Below are 21,554 nucleotides of genomic sequence, written 5' to 3'. Positions count from 1 at the left end.
CTTTTTTACCTCCCGTCCTCATCTGAATAGTAGACCCAGTGCTTCTGGCTGAAAAATGCAATGCCTGTAAACGTCATTACAATCAGGAACAGCAGCCATGCCTGAGCGCTCGCCAGACCCATCTCGTAGCTCTTGAACGCATTGTTATAAATCAGCATGGAGATCAGCATGGTCGAATTACGCGGTCCGCCCTGGGTAATGATGAACGGTCCGTTGAATTCCTGGAACGCCTGACACAACTGAGTAACCAGGTTGTAGAAAATAACCGGGGTAATAAGCGGAACCGTAATGCTGAAAAACTGTCTCCATTTTCCGGCGCCATCGATGGCTGCCGCCTCATATAAATCCTCCGAAACACCCTTTAAGGCCGCAAGGAAGATCACCATGGCAGACCCAAACTGCCAGACTCTCAGCAGGCAGATTACAAACAGCGCGTGAGACGGACTGGCCAGCCAGTTCGGTCCCTCAATGCCCATGTAGCTCAGCAGCATGTTGATAATACCGTCATCCTTAAATACCGCTTTCCACAGCACAGCGATCGCGATGGAGCCGCCCAGAATCGACGGAATATAGTAAGCCGTACGGAAGAGATTGACTCCCTTTAACTTAAAGTTCAGAATATATGCAATAAATAACGCAAAAACCAGTTTCAGCGGTACGGTCATGAAAGCGTATTTCATCGTAACCACAAAGGCTTTTACAATTTTCTTAGTATGGATAATCTCGTCATAGTTCATCAGGCCAACTTTGGAAACTCCGTCAAACAAATGATAGTCCGTAAAACTGTATACAAGTGATGATCCAAACGGATATACCTTAAAGATAAGAAATCCGATCAGCCATGGCAGTATGAAGAAAAAGCCTTTGTTTTCTTTTACGATCTTCTTAAAGCTCCTTCTTTCTGCGGTTGTACTCTGAGCCGCTGGTTGCTTCATACCGTTACCTCCTCTTTCTTACGCAGCGGCCCCCGTTGCCGGCGGCCGCTGATTGTCACTCACTATTTGCTTAAAACTTTATTGACACCGTCAATCAGTACTTCGGTTGCTTCATCAAGATCGTAATCGCCGTAGCTTAAGCCTGCCATTACATCCCAGTAAACGCCCTCGTTTGTCGCCTTTAATGCACTCGCCTCAAACTTCGGATCCAACGGGAAGGAGACATAGCTTAAAACCTTGGAGTTTGCTTCTGCCACTAATTCATTTAACAGGCCGTTGTCTTCACAGATCTTAAGGCCTTCTGCGGAGCACGGAATTCCTCTCTCGGAACCGAGAATCTTGACGCCCTCTTCCTCATTTAACAGGAAGTTGATTAAAGCTGCACACTCAGCCGGATGCTTTGTGTTTTCAGAAATACCAAAGCACATGGAAACCTTCGCAAAGCCGCCCTTATGGTCGCCCATGTCGGCAAGTTCTTCGCCTACTACGAATTCCTGGCCTTCGTTTAACGCGCCCTGCTGCTTGGTAGCTGCGGAATCCCACTCGAAGATGCCTGCGTATTTGCCTTCCATCCACTTCGGGTTCTTGTCGAAGGAAGCTGCACCGTCGCCTGCGATGGTGGCGATGGACGGAATTACGTGATCCGCTTCCAGAGACTGGATGAATTCCAGACCGTCCTTGATCTCATCTTCGGAGTACTGAAGCTCATTATTCTCTACCCAGGCTTTTCCGTACTTGGACTCTAAGTAGTAAACCATGAAGATTGTTCTGTCATACTCGTTCATAGCCAGCGGATAGTAATCGTCGCCAAGCTTTTCCTGGAATACCTTTCCTGCTGCTCTTAAGTCAGCTAAGGTCTTCGGCGTCTCAATTCCGGCCTGATCGTATGTAGTCTTGTTCCAGTAGAAGATTCTGCCGGTCATGGAGATCGGAACGCCCTGCAGTTTGTCTGCTACCGTACACTGTGCCAGGTAATCTTCCGAGAACTGGGACAGATCGAGAATATCGGATAACTTATTCAGATCATAGAACGCGCTTCCGTCTGAGCTGAAGGAAGTAATCCAGTTCCAGTTAATCTGGTTTACATCGGGTGCCGTGCCTGTGGCAAACTGTGAGGACATCTTATCTTCCCAGCCATCCCATGCGGAATAAGAAGTCTTTACCGTAATATTCGGATACTTCTTCATAAACGCATCGACTGCAGCCAGAGTGGCTTCGTGCCTTGAATCGCCGCCCCACCAGCTGAAGGAAATCTCGATGGGATCTGTGGTATTCACCGCCAGGCCTTCCGCCTCCGCCGGTTCCGCCGTGGTCTCCGCCTCCGTTTTTGCAGCTTCTGTTTTTGCAGCCTCTGTCTGAGCAGCGGTCGTCTCCTCCGCCTGCTTTGCTCCATTGCCGCAGCCTGCCAGTCCTGCTGCCATCGCAGCCGCCATTACCAGTGTTAAAGCTTTTTTCCAGTTCTTTCTCATAAGACAGTCTCCCTTTCTTTCATAGGCGCTTTTCTCATTGCTCTGTTTTGCAAAGGTTTGCAACCTGTTTTTTAAAAATATGCATATCTGCTACATTCCAGCCCCTCATTTGTGTCTTTTTGCCAGCAAATATACATTGTCTCGTTGATGTTTTTATCTTATCACCATTCTTTTCCCATGTCAATTGTGTATTATGCATATCATTTTATCAACTTTTTATATATATTTACTAATTTTATTTTTTTAAAATATATGATATTATAATAGAAACTGCAAACGTTTGAATTTTCAATCTTTTATTTTTTTCATATACAGAAAAGGAGTATTCAATATGGAAATACTGGACCGCTATATTCATCAATTATTAGATCAGAGTACCCCTGAATCACCGATCTGGTATAAGGAAGAGAGCGATGCATCGGCTCCGGCTAAATGGAACTATATGGATGGCTGCATGATCAAGGCCATTCTCGAACTCTACCACATTACAGAAAACAGCAGATACTTAGAATTCGCCGATCATTTCATCGATCACTTCGTCCGCGAGGACGGCTCCATTGTTTCCTACGACCCGGAAGAATATAATCTGGACAATGTAAATGCAGGCAAGACCCTGTTCGATTTATATAAGCTGACCGGAAAAGAGAAATACCGGAAGGGAATCGACACCGTGCACAGCCAGATCCTCGGCCAGCCCCGCACCTCTACCGGCAACTTCTGGCACAAGCTGATCTACCCCAACCAGATCTGGCTGGACGGGCTCTACATGGCGCTTCCTTTCTATATGCAGTATGAAGTAGAATACAATGACTGCAAAAACTGCATGGACATTATCGATCAGTTTAAAAATGTCCGGCAGCTGATGCGGGAACCGCTGAATGGCCTTTACTACCACGCCTATGACGATTCCCGGAAGATGTTCTGGTGCGACAGGGTGACCGGACTCTCCGATAACTTCTGGCTCCGCGCGCTGGGCTGGTTCTCCATGGCCCTCATCGACACCATGGAAATCATGCCGGATTCCTTAATGGAACAGCGCACCGAATTAAACACCATATACCGGGAACTGATTGACGCCATGCTTCCTTACCAGGACGAAACGACCGGCATGTGGTATCAGGTCGTGAACCGCGGCGGCATCAGTCCCAATTACTTAGAGACCTCCGGTTCCGCCATTTTCGCCTACGCGATCATGAAGAGCGTCCGTCTGGGCTATCTGCCGGACACATATCTTCCATTCGGCGAAAAGGCATTCCAGGGCATCTGCGATAAGTATCTCTCCGAAGAAAACGGCGAATTACAGCTGGATGGCATCTGCCTCGTAGCCGGCCTCGGCAACACCGAGAACCGGGAAGGCACCTTTGAATATTATATGCGGGAGCCTATTGTAAAAAATGAAGCGAAGGGCATCGCACCGCTCATTCTTGCTTATATTGAAATCCTGATGCGGAAGTAGGTTACAGGTTTCATTTCCCTTGCAACGGTATGGGGCTTATGGTATCATATGCCATAAGCCCCATACTTTGGTTCGCGGAAAGGATCTGTACATATGAATGAAGCACTTTTTCAACTGATCTCTTATTTTTTCATCTATTCATTTCTGGGCTGGTGCATGGAAATCGCCTATGCGGCTCTGAAAAAGAAGCATTTCTATAACCGCGGCGTCTTAAATGGCCCTCTCTGCCCGGTATACGGAATCGGCATGATCCTGATTCTGACCTTTTTCAGTTCTCTGAGAGAGAGTCTCGTCTTCCTGGCCATCGGAAGCGCCGTCATCGCCACGATCCTGGAGTTCTTTACCGGGGCGCTGATGGAAAAGCTGTTTAAGAAGCGGTGGTGGGACTATTCTGATTATAAATACAATCTGGGCGGTTACGTCTGTATCCCATTTTCAGCCCTTTGGGGCGTGGGAGCGGCGCTTACTCTCCGTTTTATTCATCCACTGATCCATATGGTCATCAGCCGGGTTCCAGCGCTGGCCGGACAGATTATCCTCATCGCCGGTCTCGTCATCCTGGCCATAGATTTTATCAGCGTACTCGGAGTGGTCTTCCAGGTGCAGAAATACAACACCCGCGTGGAAGAGCTGGCCGAGGGAATGCAGCAGATTTCCAACAGGCTGGCACGCGCCATCTTTACCCGGATCGAACGGCGAATGGCTAAGGCCCATCCCGGAGCAGCGCCGGAAAGTACTGCAGCTGACACTGACTCCGTCTCCCGCGCAAAAACACGTTCCTGCGAGGCAGCTCCAGCTGTCTTCGCCGACGGCTGTTCGTTCCATAAGCTCGTATGGCTGTTCTTTATCGGAGCATTCCTCGGAGATATCACTGAGACGATCTTCTGCTACGTCACCTCCGGAATCCTGATGAGCCGCAGCAGCGTGGTCTATGGACCCTTCAGCGTCGTGTGGGGGCTGGGCGTTGTGGTCCTCACCATGATGCTTCACAAGTATAAGGACCGTGACGATCGGTATATTTTCCTATTCGGTACCGTGGTAGGCGGCGCCTATGAGTACATCTGCAGCGTGTTCACGGAGATTGCCTTCGGCACCGTATTCTGGGATTACAGTAAACTGCCCTTCAACCTGGGGGGAAGAATCAACCTGTTGTACTGCTTCTTCTGGGGTTTGGCAGCTGTCATCTGGATCAAGCTTCTTTATCCGCGCATCTCGGGTCTCATCGAACGGGTTCCGGTCAAGGCGGGGAAATTATTAAGCTGGTGCATGATCGTCTTCATGACGGTAAACATCGTGATTTCAGCCATGGCACTGGCGCGCTACTCGGACCGGCAGACGGGCCGGAACGCCTCCAATTCCATCGATTACTTCCTGGATGATCATTTTCCGGATAAGAGGATGGAGTGGATCTATCCAAACGCCATTGTCAAGGAATAGCATTCAAACGGAAGAATCGCCTGGAGAGATAATCCCCAGGCGATTCTTTACTTTATGATAAGTCTTACTTTATTCACTTACTTTATTCATTCTCCTGCATCTGCTCATCGGTCAGTGTAAATACCTGTCTCTTACGCGCCATCTCATCGCTGGCCAGGTACTCGTCGTACGTGGTGATCTTATCGATCAGCTGGCCGTTCACGATCTCCATGATACGGTTAGCGGTCGTCTCCACGATCTGATGGTCACGGGAGGAGAAGAGCAGCACGCCCTGGAACTTCACCAGGCCGTTGTTTAACGCTGTGATGGACTCCATGTCTAAATGGTCGGTCGGCTCGTCGAGCATCAGCACGTTGGCGCCGGAGATCATTAGCTTGGAAAGCATACAGCGGACCTTTTCACCACCGGATAAGACACGGACCTTCTTCACGCCATCCTCTCCCGCAAACAGCATACGTCCCAGGAATCCGCGGACATAGGTCGCTTCCTTTTCAGGGGAGTACTGTGTCAGCCAGTCCACGATGGTATCATCGTTGTTGAACTCCGCGCTGTTGTCCTTCGGGAAATAGCACTGGCTCGTGGTAAGTCCCCACTTATAATCGCCTTCATCCGGTTCCATCTCGCCGGAAAGAATCTTGAACAGAACCGTCTTCGCCTGCTCGTTGGGGCCAACCAGAGCTACCTTATCTTCTCTGTTTAAGATAAAAGAGATATTGTCAAGCACCTTCACGCCGTCGATCGTCTTGGATAAATTCTGTACGGTCAGCACTTCGTTTCCGATCTCACGGGCCGGGCGGAAATCAATATACGGATATTTACGGCTGGATGGCTTGATATCATCCAATTCAATCTTTTCAAGAGCACGTTTTCTGGAAGTCGCCTGCTTGGACTTGGAAGCATTGGCGGAGAAACGCTGGATAAATTCCTGCAGCTCCTTGATCTTCTCTTCCTTCTTCCGGTTCGCCTCTTTCATCTGCTTCACCATCAGCTGGCTGGACTCATACCAGAAATCATAGTTACCGGCATACAGCTGAATCTTGCCGTAGTCGATATCCGCGATCTGGGTGCAGACTTTATTTAAGAAATAACGGTCATGGGATACCACAATTACCGTGTTTTCAAAGTTAATCAGGAACTCCTCCAGCCATGCGATGGCGTCGAGGTCTAAATGGTTCGTCGGCTCGTCGAGAAGCAGGATATCCGGGTTGCCGAATAACGCCTGGGCAAGCAGTACCTTTACCTTCTGGGCGCCGTTTAATTCCTTCATATATTTGTAGTGAAACTCTGTCTCGATTCCAAGGCCGTTTAATAGGTTGGCCGCGTCGGACTCCGCTTCCCAGCCGTCCATGGAGGCAAACTCGCCTTCCAGTTCAGCCGCCTTAATGCCGTCTTCATCTGTGAATTCTTCCTTCATATAGATGGCATCTTTTTCTTTCATAATCTCATACAGTCTGGCATTTCCCATGATAACGGTGTCCAGAACCTGGTACTCGTCATATTTAAAGTGGTCCTGCTGGAGGAAGGAAAGACGCTGGCCAGGTGTCATCACAATATCGCCGCTCGTCGGCTCCAGCTGTCCTGATAAAATTCTTAAAAACGTTGATTTTCCTGCACCATTGGCACCGATCATGCCGTAGCAGTTGCCTTCCGTAAATTTAATATTTACATCTTCAAACAATGCCTTCTTGCCAATACGTAAGGTTACATTATTCGCACTAATCATTCCCAATAAATTCCTTTCTTATAACCGCCGCTCGCTCTGTCATTATTTCCAGTGAGCAGGCACCCGCTGCGGGAGTTTCCGCTCACACAAAACAGGGCTCATAAGGCCCCGTCTCTCATCTCTCTTATTTTACATGAAAATCCCGAATTTGCAAGCCTTTTATCAAAAAAGCCTGTAAATCCGGTGATTTTCGTTGCAGTACACTCCCCGTCCGGGGCACCGCAGCCCTGTTCGGCCAGGTTGGCTTCCTCAGCCTTTCCTGTGACTTTGCAGGGTATTAGAAGTTCTTAACGCGCAAAATTTTTCGTTCAGGGGAAATGCCCACCTGTCTGAGCGAACGCGAGTTTAGGCATTTCCTCTGGTTTTTAGAAAAATTCTGCACGTTTAGAACTTCTTATGCCCGAAACCGGAACTGGAAAGGCTGAGGAAGCCAACCTGGCCGAACAGGGCTGCGGTGCCCCAGACGGGGAGTTTACTGTAACTGATTTTCAGCTGGATACATTAAAATCTATTTGGCGGACTCTACTTTAAGCGGGAAATTGGACTCGCTGCCCGCATCGTAGGTCACTGTCACATACGTTACTTTTACCATGGCGCCGCTGCCATTGCTGTCGTCTGTGGCCTGGCCGAGAACGCCGGTATTAAGGCCCTCGCAGTTATCTTTTAAGAAGCCAGTTTCTTCCCCTTTATCGTCCCGGATCGTAAAGCTGCTCATGGCCTGATCCGTTACGCTTCCGGTCATGGTCTTCACTTCCATGTTCTCCTGGGCATCCAGCACCAGTACGATCTTTGCATTAGCGGCGTCGTCACCGGAGATCTCTCCCTTGTAAATAATAGAGACGGGGATTCCCTCCTTCAGCTCATAGGTGGTCTCGATCACCACGCCGTTTAAGTTAAATTTCACTTCCGTATCGCCGTTTTTGACCGTCATGTCCTCCAGCGTATCCGATACCGATTCCACATTGCATGTTAAAATCTTAAACTCCGCAGTGCTGCCCGGCGCCTCCAGCGTCGCGGCAGGTGTTGTCGCCGGTTCCTTCGTCTCCGGTTCCGCTGTGGTGGGTACCGGTGTCGTCTCTGTATTACCGGAAGATTTTCCGCAGGCCGTAAAAGCAAGGGCAGCACAGAGCGCCATTATCACAATCAGTGTTCGTTTCATTCGCATCCTCTTCTTTCTGCTATATACCATAAGTAGCTTTATCAAGTGCTCATAGTATATCATCCGATTGTGAAAATTACTTTGCTTTTTTCTTAATTTTTGAGAGAACCATATCCATCGCCGTACCGGCCAAGAAAGTTCTGCGTGCGCTCATTATTGGAGGCAAAAACCTCCTCCGGTGTCCCCTCTTCCACGATCAGTCCGTCAGCCATGAAGATGACGCGGTCCGAGATGTCTCTGGCAAATGCCATCTCATGAGTCACGATTACCATGGTGATTTGTAAATCGGCCAGAGAACGAATCACCTTCAGTACCTCGCCCGTAAGCTCCGGGTCCAGTGCAGAGGTGGGCTCGTCAAAGAACAGGATCTTGGGGTTTAAGGCGAGAGCCCTTGCGATGGCAACACGCTGGCACTGGCCGCCGGAGAGCTGGCAGGGGTACGCCTCCGCCTTGTCCTCCAGTCCCATCTTGCGAAGCAGGTCGTACGCTTCGCGGACTGCCTCCTCAGATTTTCGCTTCTGCACATGGATCGGCGCGTCGATGATATTTTTCAGCACATTGTAATGGGGAAATAAGTTAAAATTCTGGAAAACGAGGCCGTAATTTCCCTGGATTTCCTTTTGTTTTTCCTTTCCCGCATAGACGGCGGTTCCATCAGGGCCGTTCCAGGCCGCCTTTTCGCCCAGGTACAGCAGCTCGCCGCTGTCCATCCGCTCCAGCATCGTCGCACAGCGAAGCAGCGTGGACTTGCCCGATCCGGACGGACCGATAATGGAGACAATCTCGCCTTCCTCTACCGCTAAGGAGATGTCTTTCAGTACGCCCTGGCCGTCAAATGATTTCTTGATATGGTTCATTTCCAGCAGATACATATGGTTTCTCCTCCCCTTATTGATAGTAATTCAGCCGTTTTTCCACGGTTTCCATAATGACAGCCACCAGCAGATTAAATATGTAGTAGAACAGGCCCGCCGCCACAAACGGAATCAGACTTGTCTGGGAGGATGCCAGCGCCTTTGCCACCGCAAACATCTCCAGGACGCTGATGGTAAATGCCAGGGAGGTGTCCTTGACCAGCGTGATGACCTCGTTCGTTACCGAGGGGAGAATCCGTTTCATCACCTGCGGAAATATAATCCGGAAAAATGTCTGTGTCTTCGAATATCCCAGCAGCTTCGCCGCCTCATACTGGCCAACCGGCATGGACTGGATCCCGCTCCGGTATATCTCCGCAAAATATGCCGCATAGTTGACGACAAATCCGATAAAGGCCGCCCAGAGGCGGTAATTATTCCCCACTTTGATTTTGAACAGATAGTATGGGCCGAAATAAACCACCATCAGCTGCAGCATCAGAGGGGTCCCTCTCATGACTGAAATATAAAATTTTACAATGGTTCTGATTACAGGATTTTTCGACATCCTGCCAAAGGATATGAAAAGTCCCAGAGGCAGGGAAAAAATAAGCGTCACAAAAAATATCTGGATGCTGATCCACATGCCTCCTGCCAGCTGTGAAAAAATCTTCGTTAAAGTCATGGTCTTCCCCTGTCTCTATTTACCAATCGTTGTAATATCTTTATCAAACCACTTCTCGGATATCTTCGCCAGAGTGCCGTCTGCCGCCAGTGCTTCCAGCTGTTCCTGAACCTGATCCTTTAAGGTGTCATTTCCCTTCTTGAATCCAACCGCATAGTTTTCCGCGGCAAGCGTCTCATCCAATACGATGAAATCAACCTGTCTCTGCTCGATCTGGAAACGGGCTACTACCTCGTCCATGGCGATGGCATCGACCGCTCCCATCTGTAAATCCATAAAGGCTGTATTATAGTCCGGTGTCGTCTGAAGCGTTCCAAATGTTCCCGTCAGATCCGGATCATCTTTTAATGCCGCTTCCGCGGAGGACTCCGCCTGAACCTCCACTACCTTTCCGGCCAAATCCGCCAGAGTCTTGATGCCGGACTCCGCAGTCACCACAAATACCTGCTGATTCGCCATATAGGCTTCCGACCATGTATAATCGTCCTCACGGCCTGTCATGGTAAATCCGTTCCAGATACAGTCAATATTACCGGACTCCAGCTCCATATCCTTTGCCGCCCAGTCAACCGGCTGGGGAACAAACTCCAGTCCGAGACGTTCAGCGACCACCTTCGCCACCTCCAGGTCAAAACCGGTATACTCTCCATCATCGCCCACAAACCCCATGGGCGGAAATTCCTGATCAAATCCTACTGTAAATGTACTGCCCGCGGCTCCTGCTAAAGAAGCCTCCGCCTCGGGTGCATTCGTATCCGCACTGGTATCCGCATCAGCCTCCGCTGCCGTCGTATCCGCCGCTTTCCCAGTCGTTTCTGCAGTCTCCGCCGCCGTATTACCGGCCGCCTGTCCGGAACACCCGGATACCATTGCCATCAGCCCCAGGGCTGCCGCCATTACCATAACTCTCTTCTTCATAATTGTTGTTTCCTCCTCTACATTTTCATGTGCTACCATGGTAGCATACTAAAGTATTTCTGTAAAGAAGATTTTTATAATTTCTTTGATTTGGAGCGCAGCCTGTAAACAGCGAAAAACCGGAGGCTGTCGCTGCCCCCGGTTTTCCGGCGTACCTTCTCTATGCATTTGCCCTTTCATCCAGATACTCCAGGATCTCCTGTGCATTCGTATCCGGTTTTACTTTCTCAAAGACCTTTTCGATCACACCATTCTCATCGATCACAAAGGTGCTTCTGACAACGCCCATGGATACTTTTCCATAAAGCTTTTTCTCCTGCCAGACGTCATACGCCTTTATGGCCTCCAGCTCCGGATCGGAAACCAGAATGAAAGGCAGCTCATGTTTTTGGGCAAAGCTGCTGTGGCTCTTTACGCTGTCCTTGCTCACTCCGATGACTTCCACGCCCCTCTGCTGATATCCCGCATATGCGCCGGCAAAGGCACACGCCTCACGGGTGCAGCCCGGTGTGTTATCCCTCGGATAAAAATAGAGAACCACCTTCTTACCCAGAAAAGAGGAGAGTGTTACGGGATTGCCGTCCTTATCGTTCAATGTAAAATCTGGTGCTTTTGTTCCTGCCTGCAGCATATTTTGTACCTCCTTATTTGCTCATAATGATGATTCATTTCGTTACCTTTTTTCCACCGCGATAAACGGAACCTTCATCTCCCGTTCCGTAAAGCCTGAGTGATTGGACTTCCATTTACTGTCGCTGTCTTCGTAATTGATCCCCATGCCGCTTACCGCCACCGCCAGATAGTCGCCCATAAGTTCCGGCAATCTCGGATGGCAAACACCGCCTCCGAATATATTCTGCCCCAGAACCGCTTCTTTAGACAGCAGCAAAAACTGATCCCCAAAGAGCCGTTTAAACAGATCCGGAAACTGCTCCAGGTTTTCCTGTTTCACATAGAAGGACGCTGCCCTGGCTTCGATCACCGGCGGGCGCTCCAGCATCCGGTCCAGTTCGGGATAATCCCGGATCAGGAAATATCCGGTATCACCGTGACCATGATCGGCCGTCACGATGAGAAGCGTGTCCTCGAGGTCACGGCAGAGCCGCTCAACGCGCTGATCAATGTCCCTGATGATTTCAGTAATTGACTCATGACAGCATCCGACGTCGTGCATCGTATAATCCGGTTCACCCCAGTAGGCATAAATATAATTTCTTTCTTCTTTCCGGCATAGGCCTTTTACCGTGTCAAACAGCTCCTCATATTTGGTAATTCTGGCGGAGCCATACAGAGAGACGACATATGCTTTTGCATTCCCCGTCTCCTCTATTTTCTCATAGACCGTTCGATACCGCAGATACTGTCTCGCCGCATGGAACTTTGCAGCCTGCTCCTGCGTACCTCTCCGGGTGTTGGGAAAGAGCGAAACGATATCGCCCAGTTCAGGGAAATACAGATTCCAGCCGAGCCATCCGTGTTCCGCCGGCGTTAATCCGCTCTCGATGGAAGTCGTCGCGGCCGTGGTGGTCGGCGGAAAGACCGAGGACAGTTCCCCAAGCGCGTGGCTCCTTAAAAAACTGTTTTCAGGCAGATGGTGACGGAGCACCTCCAGCCCCAGGCCATCAAACAGCATAATCACCACATGCTTGTATGGGTGCTGAAGAAGCTCATCCATCGGTTCGAACGTCTTATGGTGGTATTCCGCCCCATAATGCTTCAGTATCGAACAGCTCAGACTCACAATGCTGTGGTCATAATCCACAAACATTCCGTTTTCACCTCCATTTATCCCCATGCACGCCCTCCCTTTACACAAATCAGACAATCTATCAGGCAGTTCCGCCTGCTGACTACAAAAATTCCTTCAACTCCTTAAGCGACCGGATCTCCCGGTCAACCTTGACACCGGCGGTAAGAACAGCCCCCTGCGGATTAAACCAGCAGGTGTCGATTCCCGCTGTATTTCCACCTTTTATATCCGAGTTTAAGGAGTCTCCCACGATCAGGGTCCGTTCTCTCTCCGCTCCCGGCATCGCCTCAAAGCAGCGGTCAAAATACTCTTTCTGCGGCTTCTGATACCCGACTTCCTCGGAAATAAAGGATTTCTTAAAGTACCGGTCCAGACCGGAATCCGCCATCCGCATCTTCTGAGTCTCTGTAAAACCGTTTGTCACCACATACAGGTCATACCGGTCCTGCAAATACTCCAGCACCTCCACGGCCTCCGGCATGACGATCGCCGTATGATTCAGGATTTCCCTGTAATCGTGCTCGGTTTGTATCCCGTCGGCAGGAATGCCGTGGGCCTCAAAAACGGCGCCGAATCTGGTATCCGTAATATGGTCCTTCGTGATGAGACCTTTCTCATAGGCGTCCCACAGATCGCGGTTCACCCTGCGGTACGTCCCGATTAAATCCGCTGTCCGGTATGCTCCGCTTTCTTCATACTCTTTGAACACACTGGCAAGCCCATTCTCCTCCGCGGAATCGAAATCGAGAAGCGTTCCGTCCACATCGAAAAGGATAGTCGTATATTTATTCATCAAATCTTCCCCCTCCGGTCTTATTCTCCGTCCCGATATACGATTTTCCCGCCGCAGATCGTGTATTTTACTTTTCCGTACAGTCTGCTTCCGGTAAACGGGGAATTAGAGGATTTCGACGCAAATTCCCCTACGGTCCACTCTTCCTCCGGATCAAACAGCACCAGGTCCGCCGCCTTTCCTTCTTCCACGGAACCGGAATCCAGATGGTAGAGCTTCGCCGGATTCAGGCTCATCTTCTCCATCAGCTCAAGCAGGCTTAAATGGCCCGGCCGAACCAGATTCGTGACTGCCAGTCCCAGCGCCGTCTCAAGCCCGATGATCCCGCTGGGCGCCTGCGTCAGCGGTTTTGCCTTCTCTTCCGCACTGTGCGGGGCGTGATCCGTGGCAATCATATCGATGCTGCCGTTCTTTAATCCCTCTATAATGGCCTGGCGGTCCCTTTCCGTCCGGAGAGGCGGATTCATCTTCGCCAGAGTCCCATGCTCCAGAACAGCGTTTTCAGTCAGTGTAAAATGGTGCGGCGTAACCTCCGCGTATACCCGCGCTCCCAGCTCCTTCGCCAGCTTCACCAGCCGCACGGCTCCCTCGGAGCTGATATGCTGAATGTCCACCGCAGCTCCTGTGTGCAGGGCGATCATGCAGTCGCGGGCTACCAGAGAATCCTCCGCCAGTGCCGGTGAGCCATAGATCCCCAACTCGTCCGAGACAGCGCCGTGGTTAATTCCATTGTTGACAATAAACGCCGGATCTTCCTCATGGAAACTTAGCGGAAGATCCAGACGCGCCGCCTCCTCCATGGCTGTCTTTAAAAGCTTCTCATCCATGATCGGTATCCCGTCGTCAGTGAAGCCCGCCGCCCCATGGGCCTTCAGCGCCTCCATGTCGGTCAGTTCCTTCCCGGCAAGTCCCACTGTCACCGCGGCGGCTGAAAGCACATGAATCCCGGTCTTCTTTCCCTCCTCGAGAACGTACCGGAGCGTCTCCACATTATCCACCGGCGGCTTCGTATTCGCCATACAGACAACCGTCGTGAAACCGCCTTTTGCCGCAGCGGCAGCGCCGGTATGAATATCTTCTTTATACGTAAGCCCCGGATCCCGGAAATGCACGTGTACATCCACGAGTCCCGGCGCCGCGACGAGCCCTTTGCCGTCGATAACCGTGTCAAATTCACCATCCATCTCCGCACAGTCTCCCACGCGAAAAATGGTTCCGTCCGAAATTACGATAGAACCCGTTCTGTCGAGTCCATTTCCCGGACTCACAATCCGGATATTTTTAATCAGCATCCTCATGCCGTACCTCCTTATGATGAGCACTCCGCCGGGCCTGTTACCGGCTTCGCGGATTGCCCTGTTTCTCTTCTTTCTTCGAAAACACCCTGAATATCCCCTGCGGCAGTTCAAACACAAACACGATACCCAGGACGATAGCCACCGCCACCTTAAGGGCCATATAACCGGTCTGGGACGCCTTGTCCAGTTCATTTGTCACGATATAATAGGCGGTCCAGTACACCCCCGCGCCGGGTACCAGCGGAAAGAGGCCGGAAATCAGAAATATGGTGACCGGACACCGTTCCCTGACCGCAAAGAGCCGCGACAGCAGGATCACCACGATCGTGGCAAAGAGCGCAGCACCCGGCGCGGTGCTGCTCTGAATCAAAATAGAGTAAACAGCCCATCCGGCTCCGCCGATCAGTCCACAGTATGGATAATACTTTGTGGGAACCCCGAACAGGAGGGAAAATGATACCGTCCCCCCGACGGCAGCCGCCACAGAAATGAGCAGTGTCACAGCATCACACCTCCCGTCAGTCCACGGAACAGGCTGAACACAAGTCCAACGCCCATGGCAATACAGAAAAATACCAGCAGAGCATCCAGCATCCGCACGGATCCGGAGATGTAGTCCCCATCTGCGATATCTCGTATGGCGTTGGTAAATGCCACTCCCGGCACCAGAGGCATGATGGAACCGATAATCATGAAATTCAAGTGCTGCCCTACGGAAAGCAGATACATCACGGAACAGAGAAAGGTCACCAGTGCACCGCCTCCAATATTTCCCACAATCTTCGATAAATGCGGGCCGCTGATATACAGCACGTAAAAATACAGAAGCACGCCCGACACAAAAGCCGCCGCGCTGTCCATGAAATTACCCCCGAACAGCATGCAGAAGCATGCGCTTCCCACACCGGAGGCCAGGATCTGCATGGTCTTCGTCTTTCCGGGCATGACGCGGATCTCATCAAGCCGTTCCCTCACTTCGCCTATGGTATACCGCCCCTCCACGATCTCCCTGGACAGCTGGTTCACCGCGGCCACCCGGTTTAGATGGACTCCGCTCACTGGGATATGCTGGACCTTTGCAAAGATCTCTTCCCTCTCGTTTCCTGAAGTAATAAAAATCCCATTGCTCAACACAAATGCGTTCCCTGACTCGATTCCGTAATAGTGGCAAATCCTGTCGATCGTCTCCTCCACCCGAAAAATCTCGGCTCCATTTTCCAGCAGAATGTGGCCCGCCTGCATGGCGGCGTCCAGGATCTCCCGCTGTTCCTCCCCGCTTAACTCACACGAAACGTTCATCTTCCTCTGTAAAGACCTCCCCATCCCCAGTAATCTCTTCAATCCTGTCTCTGTAACCGGCCGAACAGCCGAGTGCCCGGATCTTCCCTATCACAGAATAATCTCCCCAGCAATGCATGGGAAATACATGTTTCACATCCACTTTATGCAGGAATTCGTCCATTCCCAGATAAAAATCGTCCTCCTGCCTCGGATCCAGCGGCAAAAAAGCCACATCCAGGTGCATTCCGGCCATTTTATCAATCTGAGCACTGTATTTTTTAGCCATGGAGTCGTTCCAGTTATCCGGTTCGCCCTCCCATCTCCAGTTATTTAAGTCTCCCGCATGATAGATGGTTTTGCCTTCCGCCTCAATCAGAAACGCCACACCTTCATCCGTCGATTTATAAGTATGAATGGTCAAACAGGCATCAGATATAACTCCACCTTCTATCTGATTCTCCGGAGTTCTCGTGATCTGCCGGATTATGCCGTTCTCCAGCCTGTACTTCGCCGTCTCTCCATGCTTTAGGGAATCCGTAAGCGGCAGCACCTCCTCCGGCAGGCGCTTCCTCCAGATATCGTTGGACAGGACAAACCTGACGTTTCCATGTTCCTTTATCAAATCAAAAATCACAGGCGAATAGTGGTCTCCATGCCTGTGGCTTGCCAATACCAGAAGTGGTTTTTCCCGCTTCATCCCGGGAATCGTTCCCTCCGTATAATCAAACAGCAGATAAACCGATTCCAGCTCCACTAAAAAAGAGCTGTGATGGATATAAGTAATCTTCATGTGACGCCTCCTTTCCCGTTATCCCTATTCTGTTATAACGGAAAGCGTTTGTCAACTTTTTTCTTCTTTTATAATCAGAAAGGGCGGAGACACTCGTCTCCGCCCAAATAAATTGCTTTTTTGCTGTAACAGCTTATGTCAGTTCTGATTAGTTCGCTGCTGTTGTAGCTTCTTCTGTTACTGCTTCTGCGTCTTCAAGAGATGCAGCTTCAACTTCTTCAGAAGACTCTTCTGCGGAAGCATCCTCAGAATCTACTGCTTCTGTAGACTCTGCGTCTGCAGATTCTCCTTCAGTAGTCTCATCTGTAGCTTCTTCTGTTGTTACTGCTTCTGTTGTTGCTTCTGTTGTAACTTCAGCTTCTGTTGCTGCAGTTGTCTCAGCAGTTGTACCGCTGCCACATGCAGAGATTGATGCCATAGTTAATACCGCGATGCCTGTAAGTACGAGTTTCTTTGCTGTCAGTTTCATAATTGTTCTCCTCCTTGCGACTACATAGGTGTCTTTTTGTTATGTCTTAGAATTGTGTCATGACTTTCGGTTGTCCTATGCCCTCAAGTCGAGTGTCAGTTTATCACTCCAAACGTTTAAAGTCAATGTTCTTTCTGTGATTTTTTTCTTAATTAAAAGTCACCCGATTTCTTAAAATTTATTACAATTGACAAAAGAGGTTCTAAACTGAAAACTATGAAAATATACTCTTGTAACCATACTGTACTTTTTTAGGCGTTCTTTATTTCATGTCATTATGCACTATTATACAGTGCTATGGCGCTATGTTTTTTGTGTATTATTTTGTTATTTTCCTGTGTTTTTGTGTTTTTACCACGTTTGCGGCGCTTTTCAGCCCATTTTCCATTATTTACCGTTTGCAGTAGCTTTCTATCGCCCGGCTCATAAATTCGGCTGTGTGTTCGCCAAATTGGTCGATATTTTCTTTAAAACGTCCGTCCCCCACGTACATTTTTCCCAGTCCCTCCAGGATTTCCAGGGTGCATTCGTAGTAGTTTTCGGTGATATGGCTCCTCCACCGCTCCACTAATCCGGCCGCCCGGCTACCCTCAGGCGTCTCACCAGCCTGGGCACACTCCGCAAATTCCCGGAAAATATCACTCATTTCTTCGTTTAAAGCCTTCCACTTTTCCTCTCCGTAGCCGGAAGTCTTCTTTTCACTTTCGCAGTACGCCTCCGTGTCACCCCAGCGTTCCTTCGCTTCTTTCGCGTACTTTTTCTTTGCTTCTTCTATCTCGTGCATATCAAATTCCTGAAAACTCATGGTGTTTTCTCCTCTCATCATACTGTCCACCAGTCCGGTCAGCCGGCGCAGCCGCTCGATCTTCAGCAAGAGCAGCGACTTATGGGCCGCAAGTGCTTCCTGGCGGTCATAGTCAGGCTTCGACAACATGTCTTTGATTTCCTTCAGAGGAAAATCCAGTTCCCGGTACAGCAAAATCTGCTGCAGCACTGCCAGCGCCTCTTCGTCGTAATAACGGTATCCCGCCTCCGTCGTATCGGTTGGTTTGAGCAGTCCTATCTCATCGTAATAATGGAGTGTGCGCACACTGATATTTGTTAATTTTGCTGTCTCGCTTACTGTCAGTCTCATAGTTATCACCGCCTTCATGTTTACTATAATGTATGACGCAGCGTGAGAGTCAAGAAATATTTATAAGAAATTCAAATTTTAATTTTTTTGATCGCCCAGGACTGAACCTTTAAAATCTTAACCATACCGCCTATTCCGCGTATTTTGATACGGTCCGCATTTTCCGGAACATAAACGGTATTTGTCATACAGGTCATATAGTCATCGGTAAACAACTCCACCGATGCGGAATCAATAAACACATGAATACGGCAGACCGCTTCACTGACCGAGCGGAAAGAGCAGCGTCTTTTACTCTTCAAATGGTCAAAGGTATGAGAACGGTCAAATTCTATCTCTCCAAACTTCAGGTTTAAGTTTACAAGAACCTTCTCCTTTTCATTGCTCTTAACCTCCAACTGGATGGTTTCAGCCGTCGTCCCCTTCAAGTTAAAATCAATTATCATTTCACAATGGGAATTATCTGCTGTTTCTATGGAGATCCCATCTTCTCCTGCAGTTTCGGAAACCATTTCTGCCGGTTCAGTCCGATAATCCTTCAGCTCCTGTACAGGCTCAAAATGCAGCCGTCCCAGCTCATCCAGATGCAGTTCTCTGGGCAGTGCCATTCCACCGCACCAGCCCATTTCCGATGTATAATAGGTGCCGTCACACCACGGCATCCAGTTCCAGCTGTTCATCCAGCCAATCATAATACAGCGGCCGTTACCGTCTTTAATTACCTGCGGTGCATAGTAATCCATTCCCCAGTCAATTTCCCCATACGTATCCCAGAAAAACTTTCCGGCCGGATAATCAAAGTCCCCGGTTAAATATACCGACTTTCTAAGATTCAACCCGTGCGGGGAAATAAACAGGATATGTTTCCCCCCAATTTCAAAGAAATTAGGGCACTCACATACAGACCCCAATTCTCCCAAACTCTCGGCCATTGTATTGATAAAACGCCAGTTTTTTAAGTCATTCGAGCGGTAAAGGAGTGCTTGTGCAAAATGATCCTTTGTAGATCCCAGAATCATATTCCACTCCCCGTTCTGACGCCAAATGTAAGGGTCTCTGAAGTCTTTCTTATCTGCTTCACAAAGAGTATCAGCCAAAATAGGGCTGTCCTCTGTCTTTGTAAAATGAATTCCATCATCGCTGACAGCCATACACTGTCCCTGCTGCATACCATTACGGGCATCGAGGCCCGTATATATTAAATACACCTTCTGATCGAGTTCCAGAGCACAGCCAGACCAGCAGCCTCCCCCATCACATTTGTCAACCGGTGCCAATGCTACCGGAAGGTCTTCCCAGTCTACCAGATTTTGACTGACCGCATGCCCCCAATACATCTTATAATCCCCTGGTTCTGATACGTATGGCATATGTTGGTAAAACAAATGGTATTTTCCTCCCAGAATGGAAAAACCATTGGGATCGTTGCACCAGCCAGCAGGAACCTCAAAATGATACTTTTGTCTCAACGGATTATTCTTAATTTCCTCATGCCGCTCCATAACATAGGCAGTCGCCCTTGCAGCTTCTTCTATATTCTTATTTATATTGCCCATTTTTATTCTGTAATCCTTTCCTATCCTTTTATCCCCGACTGGGCGATACCCTGTACATAATACTTCTGAAAGAAAATAAACATGACTACTACCGGAAGCGTGCTTAATGTCAACGCCGCAAAAATTGGTCCATAGTGAACTGGAGGAGCCGTAAACAACGTCTGAAGTCCCAGCTGCACGGTCTTTGTCCTGTCGTCGGTCACCAGAACCGGCCACAAAAAGTCTCCCCAGTGTTCGATAAACTGCAAAATCAACACGGTCGCGTACACCGGGAACGACAAAGGAAGCACAATCTTAAAAAATGCCTTTAAAGGAGACGCTCCATCAATATATGCTGCCTCCAGAAGTGAATCAGGAATATCCACGAAAAACTGACGAAACAGAAAGATACTGAAGCAGTTGGCCGTAAACGGCGCTATAAGTGCAGAAAAAGTGTTCAGCATCTTAAACTTAAAGATCATAAAATACAACGGCAGAATAATGCTTTCCAGCGGAATAATAATAAGTGCTACAATCAGGCTGAACAAAAAATCACGCCCCCTGAATTGAAGCTTTGCAAGAGCAAAACCGCACATGGAATTGACGATTAATCCCAATCCGATCATAATCGTAACGTAATAAAGGCTGTTAAGCATTGTTCTCACGATCTCCCCCTTCTCCAGGATAGACTGGTAATTATCGAGGCTTCCGCTAATGGGCAGAAATGCCCTCACAGAAGTCATATCTGCAAATATGTTGACCTCAGGTTTTACTGATGATACCACCATCCATACAAGCGGAGCCAGGAACACAACGGCAAGAAAAATGTTGAGTGTATACATCAGTATTCGGTTAAGCAGTCTGCTTTTTTTAATTCCCACTCTCGTTCCTCCTCTCAGTCCCGTTCAATTAAAAGGCGTTTAAGCGCCATGGACACCAATACCACAATCAGGAAAAAGACTACTGCCATGGCAGATGCGTAGCCGGCCTTCTTATATTGAAAACCCTGCTGGTAAATATAGTATACCAACGTCCTGGTGCTGTTCTGAGGCCCTCCGAAGGTCATAATATAAGGCTGTGTAAATACCTTAAATGCCTGAATCGTTACGTAAACCACAATAAACGAGATCACATTTCTTAAACCTGGAAGAGTAATATAGAAGAACTTCTTCACGGAATTCGCCCCGTCGATGGCCGCCGCCTCATAAAGTTCCTGCGATATTCCATTTAATCCTGCAATAAAAATAATCATCTGATAGCCAACTCCCTGCCAGATTGACATAACCAGAATAGAATTCATTGCCTGATCAGCGCTTCGTAAAAAGCGCTGACTAGGCAGTCCAACCATGTTCAGAATTGCGTTAAACAGACCGTCATTCGGGTTGTATAAACATACCCACAAAATGGATACGACGGTTAATGATGAAATCACAGGAGCAAAATAGGCGGTTCTGAAAAATGTTCGTCCAACTATCTTTCGATTTACTAAAATAGCCAGACCCATGGCAATTACTGCTTCAACCGGCACAATTACTACTGTAAAATAAAAAGTATTTCGTAAACATTTAAAAAACAGTTCATCCGAGAGCAATGAAGCGTAATTATCCACTCCCACCATCTCCATACGGTCCGGTGCCAGGACGTAAAAGTCTGTAAAGCTAAACCCCAAAGCCATAAATGCAGGTATAATAAGGAATAGCAAGAGTAATATTAACGCCGGTGCTACAAATATATAGGCTGTATTTCTCTGTCTCCTTGAATAGCTGGATTTCATCTTTCTAAAATTTTCCTCACCCATTTCACCAGGCTTCCTCCCTTCCCATATTGAGCACTCCCGGAAACTCCCTTGCACTCATCTTTGTGGCTG

The 21,554-nt window shown here is 49.0% G+C and carries 21 protein-coding genes; 2 read left to right on the top strand and 19 right to left on the bottom strand.

Annotation, left to right across the window (positions count from 1 at the left end):
• Positions 1 to 5: 5 nt before the first annotated feature.
• Positions 6 to 935, bottom strand: coding sequence for a carbohydrate ABC transporter permease (locus DFR60_RS10145; RefSeq protein WP_025529755.1), 930 nt, complete (start codon positions 933 to 935; stop codon positions 6 to 8).
• Positions 936 to 997: 62 nt separating this feature from the next.
• Positions 998 to 2,404 carry an ABC transporter substrate-binding protein gene (locus DFR60_RS10140; protein WP_110322788.1) on the bottom strand — a complete coding sequence of 469 codons (1,407 nt, stop codon included), beginning with the start codon at positions 2,402 to 2,404 and terminating at the stop codon, positions 998 to 1,000.
• Positions 2,405 to 2,735: 331 nt separating this feature from the next.
• Between DFR60_RS10140 and DFR60_RS10135 the strand changes: the two genes are divergently transcribed.
• Both DFR60_RS10135 and DFR60_RS10130 read left to right on the top strand, forming a co-directional pair.
• Positions 2,736 to 3,860 carry a glycoside hydrolase family 88/105 protein gene (locus DFR60_RS10135; RefSeq protein ID WP_110322787.1) on the top strand — a complete coding sequence of 375 codons (1,125 nt, stop codon included), beginning with the start codon at positions 2,736 to 2,738 and terminating at the stop codon, positions 3,858 to 3,860.
• Positions 3,861 to 3,953: 93 nt separating this feature from the next.
• Positions 3,954 to 5,297, top strand: a complete 1,344-nt coding sequence (locus tag DFR60_RS10130; protein ID WP_110322786.1) for a putative ABC transporter permease — start codon at positions 3,954 to 3,956, stop codon at positions 5,295 to 5,297.
• 82 nt (positions 5,298 to 5,379) lie between these two features.
• Here the strand turns inward: DFR60_RS10130 and DFR60_RS10125 are convergent, their stop codons facing one another.
• From DFR60_RS10125 to DFR60_RS10045, 17 genes are all read right to left on the bottom strand, one after another.
• Positions 5,380 to 7,020, bottom strand: a complete 1,641-nt coding sequence (locus DFR60_RS10125) for an ABC-F family ATP-binding cassette domain-containing protein (RefSeq protein WP_002605274.1) — start codon at positions 7,018 to 7,020, stop codon at positions 5,380 to 5,382.
• Positions 7,021 to 7,528: 508 nt separating this feature from the next.
• A complete protein-coding gene (locus DFR60_RS10120) occupies positions 7,529 to 8,179 on the bottom strand; it encodes a hypothetical protein (protein WP_110322785.1) in 651 nt (216 codons plus the stop codon).
• Between the two features lie 92 nt (positions 8,180 to 8,271).
• Entirely contained in the window at positions 8,272 to 9,051 is a 780-nt protein-coding gene (locus tag DFR60_RS10115; RefSeq protein WP_110322784.1) for an amino acid ABC transporter ATP-binding protein, read from the bottom strand.
• Between the two features lie 16 nt (positions 9,052 to 9,067).
• Entirely contained in the window at positions 9,068 to 9,718 is a 651-nt protein-coding gene (locus DFR60_RS10110; protein WP_025529760.1) for an amino acid ABC transporter permease, read from the bottom strand.
• A gap of 15 nt (positions 9,719 to 9,733) precedes the next feature.
• Positions 9,734 to 10,636 (bottom strand): amino acid ABC transporter substrate-binding protein, encoded by a 903-nt coding sequence (locus DFR60_RS10105; protein WP_110322783.1) that lies wholly within the window; start codon positions 10,634 to 10,636, stop codon positions 9,734 to 9,736.
• 160 nt (positions 10,637 to 10,796) lie between these two features.
• Complete coding sequence (gene bcp, locus DFR60_RS10100) at positions 10,797 to 11,267, bottom strand: thioredoxin-dependent thiol peroxidase (RefSeq protein ID WP_055660106.1); 471 nt, start codon at positions 11,265 to 11,267, stop codon at positions 10,797 to 10,799.
• Between the two features lie 42 nt (positions 11,268 to 11,309).
• Entirely contained in the window at positions 11,310 to 12,431 is a 1,122-nt protein-coding gene (locus DFR60_RS10095) for an alkaline phosphatase family protein (protein ID WP_110322782.1), read from the bottom strand.
• Positions 12,432 to 12,486: 55 nt separating this feature from the next.
• Positions 12,487 to 13,179, bottom strand: coding sequence for a YjjG family noncanonical pyrimidine nucleotidase (locus DFR60_RS10090; protein ID WP_110322781.1), 693 nt, complete (start codon positions 13,177 to 13,179; stop codon positions 12,487 to 12,489).
• Between the two features lie 20 nt (positions 13,180 to 13,199).
• Entirely contained in the window at positions 13,200 to 14,471 is a 1,272-nt protein-coding gene (locus DFR60_RS10085; RefSeq protein WP_110322864.1) for a dihydroorotase, read from the bottom strand.
• Between the two features lie 43 nt (positions 14,472 to 14,514).
• Positions 14,515 to 14,973 carry a threonine/serine exporter family protein gene (locus tag DFR60_RS10080; RefSeq protein ID WP_110322863.1) on the bottom strand — a complete coding sequence of 153 codons (459 nt, stop codon included), beginning with the start codon at positions 14,971 to 14,973 and terminating at the stop codon, positions 14,515 to 14,517.
• Positions 14,974 to 14,975: 2 nt separating this feature from the next.
• The gene (locus DFR60_RS10075; RefSeq protein WP_025529767.1) at positions 14,976 to 15,776 is read right to left on the bottom strand and encodes a threonine/serine exporter family protein; all 801 of its coding nucleotides are present in this window, start codon (positions 15,774 to 15,776) and stop codon (positions 14,976 to 14,978) included.
• Positions 15,760 to 16,548, bottom strand: coding sequence for an MBL fold metallo-hydrolase (locus DFR60_RS10070; protein WP_110322780.1), 789 nt, complete (start codon positions 16,546 to 16,548; stop codon positions 15,760 to 15,762). Before DFR60_RS10070 ends, DFR60_RS10075 begins: the two co-directional genes overlap by 17 nt.
• 148 nt (positions 16,549 to 16,696) lie before the next feature.
• Positions 16,697 to 17,017 (bottom strand): hypothetical protein, encoded by a 321-nt coding sequence (locus DFR60_RS10065; protein ID WP_055660094.1) that lies wholly within the window; start codon positions 17,015 to 17,017, stop codon positions 16,697 to 16,699.
• 391 nt (positions 17,018 to 17,408) lie between these two features.
• Positions 17,409 to 18,152, bottom strand: a complete 744-nt coding sequence (locus DFR60_RS10060) for a MerR family transcriptional regulator (protein WP_110322779.1) — start codon at positions 18,150 to 18,152, stop codon at positions 17,409 to 17,411.
• 71 nt (positions 18,153 to 18,223) lie between these two features.
• The gene (locus DFR60_RS10055) at positions 18,224 to 19,708 is read right to left on the bottom strand and encodes a glycoside hydrolase family 32 protein (protein WP_110322778.1); all 1,485 of its coding nucleotides are present in this window, start codon (positions 19,706 to 19,708) and stop codon (positions 18,224 to 18,226) included.
• 20 nt (positions 19,709 to 19,728) lie between these two features.
• A complete protein-coding gene (locus DFR60_RS10050) occupies positions 19,729 to 20,568 on the bottom strand; it encodes a carbohydrate ABC transporter permease (RefSeq protein WP_243005032.1) in 840 nt (279 codons plus the stop codon).
• A gap of 14 nt (positions 20,569 to 20,582) precedes the next feature.
• Positions 20,583 to 21,485, bottom strand: coding sequence for a carbohydrate ABC transporter permease (locus tag DFR60_RS10045; RefSeq protein ID WP_110322777.1), 903 nt, complete (start codon positions 21,483 to 21,485; stop codon positions 20,583 to 20,585).
• Positions 21,486 to 21,554 lie beyond the last annotated feature (69 nt).

This window comes from Hungatella effluvii (assembly GCF_003201875.1).
Lineage (GTDB): Bacteria > Bacillota > Clostridia > Lachnospirales > Lachnospiraceae > Hungatella > Hungatella effluvii.
Note: the sequence above shows the minus strand (reverse complement) of the source record. Positions and strands in the feature narration are given on the sequence as shown.

Coding starts and splice junctions, on each gene's coding strand:
- DFR60_RS10145 (WP_025529755.1), bottom strand. CDS start 935: ATGAAGCAACCAGCGGCTCAGAGTACAACCGCAGAAAGAAGGAGCTTT.
- DFR60_RS10140 (WP_110322788.1), bottom strand. CDS start 2,404: ATGAGAAAGAACTGGAAAAAAGCTTTAACACTGGTAATGGCGGCTGCG.
- DFR60_RS10135 (WP_110322787.1), top strand. CDS start 2,736: ATGGAAATACTGGACCGCTATATTCATCAATTATTAGATCAGAGTACC.
- DFR60_RS10130 (WP_110322786.1), top strand. CDS start 3,954: ATGAATGAAGCACTTTTTCAACTGATCTCTTATTTTTTCATCTATTCA.
- DFR60_RS10125 (WP_002605274.1), bottom strand. CDS start 7,020: ATGATTAGTGCGAATAATGTAACCTTACGTATTGGCAAGAAGGCATTG.
- DFR60_RS10120 (WP_110322785.1), bottom strand. CDS start 8,179: ATGAAACGAACACTGATTGTGATAATGGCGCTCTGTGCTGCCCTTGCT.
- DFR60_RS10115 (WP_110322784.1), bottom strand. CDS start 9,051: ATGTATCTGCTGGAAATGAACCATATCAAGAAATCATTTGACGGCCAG.
- DFR60_RS10110 (WP_025529760.1), bottom strand. CDS start 9,718: ATGACTTTAACGAAGATTTTTTCACAGCTGGCAGGAGGCATGTGGATC.
- DFR60_RS10105 (WP_110322783.1), bottom strand. CDS start 10,636: ATGAAGAAGAGAGTTATGGTAATGGCGGCAGCCCTGGGGCTGATGGCA.
- bcp (WP_055660106.1), bottom strand. CDS start 11,267: ATGCTGCAGGCAGGAACAAAAGCACCAGATTTTACATTGAACGATAAG.
- DFR60_RS10095 (WP_110322782.1), bottom strand. CDS start 12,431: ATGGGGATAAATGGAGGTGAAAACGGAATGTTTGTGGATTATGACCAC.
- DFR60_RS10090 (WP_110322781.1), bottom strand. CDS start 13,179: ATGAATAAATATACGACTATCCTTTTCGATGTGGACGGAACGCTTCTC.
- DFR60_RS10085 (WP_110322864.1), bottom strand. CDS start 14,471: ATGCTGATTAAAAATATCCGGATTGTGAGTCCGGGAAATGGACTCGAC.
- DFR60_RS10075 (WP_025529767.1), bottom strand. CDS start 15,776: ATGAACGTTTCGTGTGAGTTAAGCGGGGAGGAACAGCGGGAGATCCTG.
- DFR60_RS10070 (WP_110322780.1), bottom strand. CDS start 16,548: ATGAAGATTACTTATATCCATCACAGCTCTTTTTTAGTGGAGCTGGAA.
- DFR60_RS10065 (WP_055660094.1), bottom strand. CDS start 17,017: ATGAAACTGACAGCAAAGAAACTCGTACTTACAGGCATCGCGGTATTA.
- DFR60_RS10060 (WP_110322779.1), bottom strand. CDS start 18,152: ATGAGACTGACAGTAAGCGAGACAGCAAAATTAACAAATATCAGTGTG.
- DFR60_RS10055 (WP_110322778.1), bottom strand. CDS start 19,708: ATGGGCAATATAAATAAGAATATAGAAGAAGCTGCAAGGGCGACTGCC.
- DFR60_RS10045 (WP_110322777.1), bottom strand. CDS start 21,485: ATGGGTGAGGAAAATTTTAGAAAGATGAAATCCAGCTATTCAAGGAGA.